Genomic DNA, 7329 nt, shown 5'->3' on the forward strand with positions numbered 1-7329 from the left:
CCGCAGGGGCGCGCAGCCAGGCTCATGGCGGGTTAAAGCGCGCTCTGGACGCGCCCGGCGACGTCGGCGGGGACCCATTTGGTCCAGACGTCGGGTTTGCTCTTCAGGAACCACTTGGCCACGGCGCTGGCTTCGTCGCCGGACTCTTCCATGTGGGCCAGGGTTTCATTGATCACCGGCAGCGGCACCGAGACCTTGGACAGGAATTCGGTGAGCTTGGGGGCTTCCTCGGAGAACTTGGTGTTCACCGCCGTGAAGACGGGATTGTCGGGATAGGCGCTGGGCTCAGGCTTGGCGCACTTGGGCGACGTCAGGCACTTGTGCTTTTCGGCGTCGTAGGGCGGCATGTCGAGCTTGACCAGGTCCATCGCGCCGACCAGCGGCGTCGGCGACCAGTAGTAGAAAACCACGTTCTGCTTGCGCTTGTAGGCCGACATCAGCGCCGCCTTCTGCGCCGCGCCCGTGCCGGGCGAATACAGCGTGTACGAGTCGTCCAGCTTCAGGGCGTGGAACAGGTTATTGCTGGTGATTTCGCAGCCCCAGCCTGCCGGGCAGCCGTAGAAGCGGCCCTTGCCGGGCTCTTCCGGATCCTTGAACTTGTCCTTGAACTTCGGCAGGTCGGCCGCGGACTTGAGTTCGGGCAGACGCTCGGCCGTATAGCGCGGGATGTACCAGCCCTCGGCGCCCATGTAGAGGTCGCCGATGCGCTTGACCTTGCCGGTCTTCTCGGCGCGGTCCCAGGGTTCGGCAACGCTGTTCAGCCAGATCTCGGTGTTGATATCCAGATCGCCGCGTTCGAGCGCGGCCAGGGCGGGCAGGGTCTCGGTGGGCAGGGTTTCGGTCTTGCAACCGTAGCCCTTTTCCATGATGAAACGTTCGACGTCAACGAGAACCAGGTTGGATTCCCAGTTCATCGCGCCGAAATTGACCGGGCGCTTGATTTCGCACTGCACCGCGTCGGCGGCTTGGGCCGCACCGGCGAAGGCGAACAACACAGCCGCGGCGGCCAGGGTCTTGACAGGGGTAAAACGCATTGGCTTTTGCCTCCATAGGTTCAGGCACACACGCCAGGCTTGGGCCCGGAGGTGCCATGGAGCTAAGGGGGTTGTGCGGAAGACGGGCAGAACCGCCAATACAAACCGACACTAGCAACAAGACGGTCCGCGAGGGTGCGTCGTCTTGCAAGACAGGAGCTTCAAAAACGCAGTTTTTGAAAACCCACAGAAAGTGAACAAACTGAACGAAGAAGCCAGCATCTTAAACGAAATTGATGCTCAACCCAACCCCGCGCCGGAATGAATCAGATACATTTCGGGAAATAATGGTCCGGGAATACCCGCATCCGCAGGGGGTGGAATGGCAAATTCCCCTAAGGGATTTTGATTCAAGGGCGAAGATACATTTAGTTAAAAATAGATTCGTATCTACACGCTTTAGCGGTTTCAAAATGGCCGAAATTGCCTGATCCGGCCGTTGCGCGGACACCTTCCGGCGGGTTTCCGCCGTCATTTTCCCTTTTGCAGCGGCCACTCCGTGGACGCTTGCCGGCCGCTATCCGTTCTTGCCGTACATATAGTCCCGGTGCCATGGATAGGCCTGGTCCGGCGGATCGTCCAGCTCGTCGGGCCGCCCCGTCGCCGGGTGCTGGCCCAGGATCTGATGCAGCGCTATCCAGCCATGCTCGAACCCCATGGCGCAGCCGGCCAGATAGAGGCGGTAGGCCCGCAGCGAGCGCTCGCCCTGCTCGCCGCCCAGGATCCGCGCCGCGTCAGAAAGGCGCGCCTCCAGCGCATCGCTCCAGGCCCACAAGGTGCGCGCGTAATGCGGCCGCAGGTTTTCCACGTCCACCTCTTCCAGCCCGCCGTTGGTCAGGGTTTCCATCACTACGCTGACGTGGGTCAGCTCGCCGCCCGGGAAGATGTATTTCTCGATGAACTCGCCCATGCCGTTGCCGAGCTCGGCGTTGTAGACGCCGGCCGCGGTAATGCCATGGTTCATGATCAGTCCGCCCGGCTTGAGCAGGTGGCGCAGCTTGGCGAAATAGCCTTCGAGCTGGGCGCGCCCCACGTGCTCGAACATGCCGACCGATGCGATCTTGTCATAGGGCGCGGATTCGTCCAGCTTGCGGTAATCGAGCAGTTCCATGCGGACGCGCCCGGCCAGCCCCTTCTCCTGGATCAGCTTGCTGACATAGGCATGCTGGTTGCGCGACAGCGTGATGCCGGTGGCGTCCACGCCATAGTTCTCGGCCGCCCACAGCAGCAGCCCGCCCCAGCCGGCGCCCACGTCCAGGAAGCGCTCGCCTTCGCGCAGGCGCAGTTTGCGGCAGATATGGTCCAGCTTGGCTTCCTGGGCCTGCGCCAGCGTCATGCCCGGCTCACGGTAGTAGGCGCAGGAATAGACCCGGCGCGGATCCAGCCAGAGCGCGTAGAAATCGTCCGACAGGTCGTAGTGGAACTCGATCTGCTTGGCGTCGCGCTCGACCGAGTGGCGCCAGACCGACACCACCTTGCGCACCAGCTCGGTCAGCCAGCCGCCGCGCGCGGCGTCCACCGGCGACCCCGGCAGCAGCGCCGACGCCGCCGCCATGACATCGCGCATATTGCCTTCGATGTCGATGCGGCCTTCGACGTAATCCTGCCCCAGAACGCCTACCGCGCCTTCGGCCAGGTGCGCCAGCGCGGTCTTGTCATGCGCGACGAAACGGACGCGGGGCTCGGGCGGCCCCAAAGTGGTGCCGTCGGGCAATACCAGCTGGACAGGCACCGGCAGGGCCTGGAGTTTGCGTTCCACAACACTCAACAAAGGACTCACGACCACTCCTCTGGATACGTACGGACGGCAATGACTTTATCGGAAAAAACCTGAAATTTGCTTGTAAGGTTGCCCGTGATACAGTCGTCTACTTGGCCCAAAACGTGCAACAAACCGCATCCGGGCCCTGTCACTGCGCACCCCGCAATCCACATGCCCCCATCACAGTCTTTTCGCAGCGGCCTGCCCGGCTGGCTGATACTCATGGGCGCGCTGACCGCAATCGGTCCGTTCGCCATCGACATGTACCTGCCCGCATTCCCCACGATCGCGGCCAACCTGGGCGTGTCCCGGGGCGATGTCGAACGCACGCTGGCCGCCTACCTGATCGGCCTGGCGATGGCGCAAGTGTTCTACGGCCCCATGGCCGACCGCTATGGCCGCAAGCCGCCGTTGCTGGTGGGCCTGACGCTCTTCATGATCGCCTCCCTGGGCTGCGCGCTGTCGGGGTCGGTCGAAGCGCTGACCGGCTGGCGCGTGGTGCAGGCCATGGGCGGCGCCGCCGGCATCGTGATCCCGCGCGCGGTCATCCGCGACCACTACGAAACCCATGAAGCCGCGCGCGCCATGTCGCTGCTGATGCTCATCATGGGCCTCGCCCCCATCCTCGCGCCGCTGGCAGGCGGCCAATTGCTGGCCATAACCTCTTGGCGCAGCCTGTTCTGGGTCATGCTGGCCGGCGGCGCGATGCTGATGGCGGCCGTCATCCTGATCATGAAGGAATCGCTGGCGCCCGAGCGCGTGGTGCCGCTGCGTTGGGAAACCATACTGCGGAATTACCGCGACCTGTTCGCCCATCGCGGCTTCATGTCGCACAGCCTGGCCGGCGGCTTCGGCCAGGCGGGCATGTTCGCCTACATCATCGGCTCGCCGCGCGTCTTCATCGAGCTCTACGGCGTGCAACCCCAGTATTACGGTTTGCTGTTCGGCACCAATGCGCTGTCGCTCATCGTCTGCTCGCAGATCAGCGCCCGCCTGCTGCGTACCCACACGCCGCGCCAGTTGCAGCGCCGCGCCCTGACCGCGCTGGCCTGCGCCAGCCTGGCCGCGGTCGCGCTGACGCTGGCTGGCTGGATGACGCTGCCGCTGCTGATGCTGTGCCTGATCTGCTACATGGGCAGCCAGGGCTTCGTGAACCCCAATTCGGCGGCGCTGGCGCTGTCGGACCAGGGCAAGCGGCTGGGCGCCGCGTCCGCGCTTCTAGGGACGCTTCAACTGTCCTGCGGCGCGCTGGCCGGCTTTGCCGTCAGCGCCTGGCAAAGCGACAGCGCCCTGCCCCTGACGACCACGCTGGCGACCTGCGCCTGCCTGTCCTGGATCTCGGGCCGCGTGGCGCGATCGCACGCCAGCTAGCCTGCCTGCTTGATTTAATTACGGTTTTCGTATTAGAATCTAAGTCTTCACATGAAGTTTCCCGTGCCGGACTACTATGCTTTGTAGTTCAGCACTCTGACCCCAACCGCGCAGCGTCTGGCGATTCCCCAGGAATTCCAGAGATTCTTCCAAGAATTCCGCGGGTGGCAGGCAGCGGGTATAAGCACTGGGGCGGACCAGACTGGGCTTTAACGGCCATTCCGATCCCCCCCTCATCCACTAAGACTGGGTGGCCGGCAAAGGCAGCGCAAGCGCCTGTACAGCCCGGCGGCTGAAACCCTGTCTACCCCCCAAGCGATGCGCGACAAAAGAATGACCTAAAGAGGTGCATCCATGGCACGCGTATGCCAAGTGACCGGCAAAGGCCCGATGGTGGGCAACAATGTTTCGCACGCAAACAACAAGACCAAGCGTCGCTTCCTGCCCAACCTGCAATCGCGCCGGTTCTGGGTTGAAAGCGAAAACCGCTGGGTCCGCCTGCGTGTTTCGGCCAAGGCCATCCGCACGATCGACAAGAACGGCATCGACGCCGTGCTGGCCGAAATGCGTGCCCGCGGCGAAATGGCCTAATCGGCCTCCCCGCCAATCTACATACTAGGAGCACGACATGGCCAAAGGTATCCGCGAAAAGATCAAGCTCGAGTCGACTGCCGGCACGGGTCATTTCTACACGACCACCAAGAACAAGCGCAACATGCCTGAGAAGATGCTGATCAAGAAGTTTGATCCGGTCGCTCGCAAGCACGTTGACTACAAGGAAACCAAGCTGAAGTAATTCAGCCGGTTTTCCTGGAAGACGAAGAGGCCCTGCATCGCAGGGCCTTTTTCATTTCCAGGTCCGCGCGTCACGGGGGCCCTGTCTATTGCCCCGGGGCGAAGGCCCATGTTCCAATTGGGCCGCTGTCATCCGCCGCGCCCCCCAAGCGCCTGATCCCTCTCCATCCGATACCTGCCATGTTCCGTCCCTGCCTTACCCTGTTGCGCCGCGCCGTGGCGCCGGCACTCCTGGCCCTGGCGCTGACTCCCGCCGCCTCGGCCAAGGACAAGGAGCCGCCCATCCGCATCGGCGAGATCAACAGCTACAAGGCGATCCCCGCCTTCCTCGGCCCGTACAAGAAGGGCTGGCAACTGGCGCTGGAAGAGGTCAACGCCAGCGGCGGCGTGCTGGGCAGGAAGCTGGAAGTGATCTCGCGCGACGACAACGGCAACCCCGGCGATTCAGTGCGCGCGGCCCAGGAATTGCTGGCCCGCGAAAAGGTCGAGCTGCTGTTCGGCGGCTTCCTGTCCAATACCGGCCTGGCGCTTACCGATTTCGCCAAGCAGCAGCAGGTGTTCTTCCTGGCCGCCGAGCCGCTCACCGACAAGATCACCTGGCAGGACGGCAACCGCTATACCTACCGCCTGCGCCCGTCCACCTGGATGCACGTGGCGGCGCTGGCCCCCAAGGCACTGGCCTTGCGCAAGAAGCGTTGGGCCATCGTCTACCCCAACTATGAATACGGACAGTCCGCCGTGGCCACCTTCAAGGCCATGATGACCTCGTTCCAGTCCGACGTGGAGTTCGTCGCCGAGCAGGCCGTGCCGCTGGGCAAGGTGGATGCGGGCGCCGTGGTGCAGGCGCTGGCCGACGCCAAGCCCGACGCGATCTTCAACGTGCTGTTCGCCGCCGACCTGACCCGCTTCGTGCGCGAAGGCAATACCCGCGGCCTGTTCGAAAACCGCGCCGTGGTGTCGGTGCTGTCCGGCGAACCCGAATACCTGGAGCCGCTGGGCGCCGATACGCCCAGCGGCTGGATCGTCACCGGCTACCCCTGGTACGCCATCGATACCCCAGCCAACAACGCCTTCGTCGAAGCCTACAAGAAGCGCTACAACGAAACGCCGAAGGTCGGCTCGGTCGTGGGCTACGCGTCCCTCATGTCCATCGCCCAGGGCCTGAAGGCGGCGGGCGAAGTGGACACCGAAAAGCTGGTCGACGCTTTTGCCGGCCTGAAGGTGGACACGCCTTACGGCCCGATCCAGTACCGAAAGATCGACCACCAGTCGACCATGGGCGTATATGTCGGCGTGACCGCGGTGGAAGACGGCAAGGGCGTGATGAAGGATTTCGCCTACATCGACGGCGCCCGCCTGCAGCCGCCTGACGAGCAAGTGCGCAAGATGCGTCCGGCGCACTGATGAGCCTGTCCGGGCTGCTGCTGCAGCTGCTCAATGGACTGGCGGACGCCAGCGCGCTGTTCCTGGTCGCCGCCGGCCTGTCGCTGATCTTCGGCGTCACGCGCGTGGTCAACTTCGCGCATGGCTCGTTCTACATGCTGGGCATCTACCTGGCCTGGACCTTCACCAGCTATTTCGGCGACGGCGCGGGCTATTGGGCCGGACTGCTGCTGGCGGCGCTGGCCACCGGCCTCATCGGCGCGGCCGCCGAATGGCTGGTGCTCCGGCGCCTGTACCAGGCCCCCGAACTATTCCAGCTGCTGGCCACCTTTGCGCTGGTGCTCATCATCGGCGACGCGGCGCTGGCCATCTGGGGGCCGGAAGACCTGTTCGCGGCGCGCGCGCCCGGCCTGTCCGGCGCCGTGCAGATCCTGGGCCGCCGCTATCCCGAATACGACCTGCTGCTGATCGCCACCGGCCCCGTGGTGCTGGGCCTGCTGTGGCTGCTGCTGATGCGCACACGCTGGGGCCGCCTGCTGCGCGCCGCGGCTGAAAACCGCAGGATGCTGGCAGCGCTGGGCGTGAACCAGGCCTGGCTGTTCACTTCCGCCTTCACGTTGGGCGCCTTCCTGGCCGGCCTGGGCGGCGCATTGGCGGCGCCGCGCGTACCCGCCACGCTCGGCCTGGACCTGGAAATCATCGCCAGCGCCTTCGTGGTGGTCGTGGTGGGCGGCCTGGGCTCGATTCCCGGCGCCTTCCTGGCCGCCCTGCTGATCTGCTCCGTCAAAGCCCTGTTCGTATTCCTGGGGCAGGTGCAGATCGGCCCCTGGCTGTTCAACCTGTCCAAGCTCACGCTGCTGGCCGAATTCGCCGTGATGGCCGTGGTGCTGGTGGTACGCCCCTGGGGCCTGCTGGGCAAGCCGCCGGAACCCGCGTCCCACGCCGCCGCCCCCGAGCGCCCCATCGCCCCGGCCGGCCGCCGCC

Annotated in this window: 7 protein-coding genes; 5 read left to right on the forward strand and 2 right to left on the reverse strand. The window is 64.6% G+C overall.

The features are described from left to right. Positions 1-32: 32 nt before the first annotated feature. On the reverse strand, positions 33-1034 hold the full coding sequence (locus tag WBB14_RS14955; RefSeq protein ID WP_424240522.1) for an ABC transporter substrate-binding protein: 1002 nt from the start codon (positions 1032-1034) through the stop codon (positions 33-35). A gap of 517 nt (positions 1035-1551) precedes the next feature. Next, the gene (locus WBB14_RS14960) at positions 1552-2814 is read right to left on the reverse strand and encodes a class I SAM-dependent methyltransferase (RefSeq protein ID WP_424240523.1); all 1263 of its coding nucleotides are present in this window, start codon (positions 2812-2814) and stop codon (positions 1552-1554) included. 204 nt (positions 2815-3018) lie between these two features. On the opposite strand from WBB14_RS14960, the gene WBB14_RS14965 reads away from it, so the two are divergent. The 5 genes from WBB14_RS14965 to WBB14_RS14985 all read left to right on the forward strand — a co-directional run. Beyond that, positions 3019-4167, forward strand: coding sequence for a Bcr/CflA family multidrug efflux MFS transporter (locus WBB14_RS14965; protein ID WP_424240526.1), 1149 nt, complete (start codon positions 3019-3021; stop codon positions 4165-4167). A gap of 354 nt (positions 4168-4521) precedes the next feature. Beyond that, the gene (rpmB, locus tag WBB14_RS14970; protein WP_013395424.1) at positions 4522-4758 is read left to right on the forward strand and encodes a 50S ribosomal protein L28; all 237 of its coding nucleotides are present in this window, start codon (positions 4522-4524) and stop codon (positions 4756-4758) included. A gap of 37 nt (positions 4759-4795) precedes the next feature. Further along, a complete protein-coding gene (gene rpmG, locus WBB14_RS14975; protein WP_003810296.1) occupies positions 4796-4963 on the forward strand; it encodes a 50S ribosomal protein L33 in 168 nt (55 codons plus the stop codon). Between the two features lie 179 nt (positions 4964-5142). Beyond that, positions 5143-6366, forward strand: coding sequence for an ABC transporter substrate-binding protein (locus WBB14_RS14980; RefSeq protein WP_424240524.1), 1224 nt, complete (start codon positions 5143-5145; stop codon positions 6364-6366). Continuing rightward, on the forward strand, positions 6366-7329 hold a 964-nt coding region (locus tag WBB14_RS14985; RefSeq protein WP_424240525.1), incomplete at its 3' end, for a branched-chain amino acid ABC transporter permease. The genes WBB14_RS14980 and WBB14_RS14985, both read left to right, overlap by 1 nt.

It is taken from the genome of Achromobacter sp. (assembly GCF_049647645.1).
Classification (GTDB): Bacteria; Pseudomonadota; Gammaproteobacteria; order Burkholderiales; family Burkholderiaceae_B; genus Achromobacter.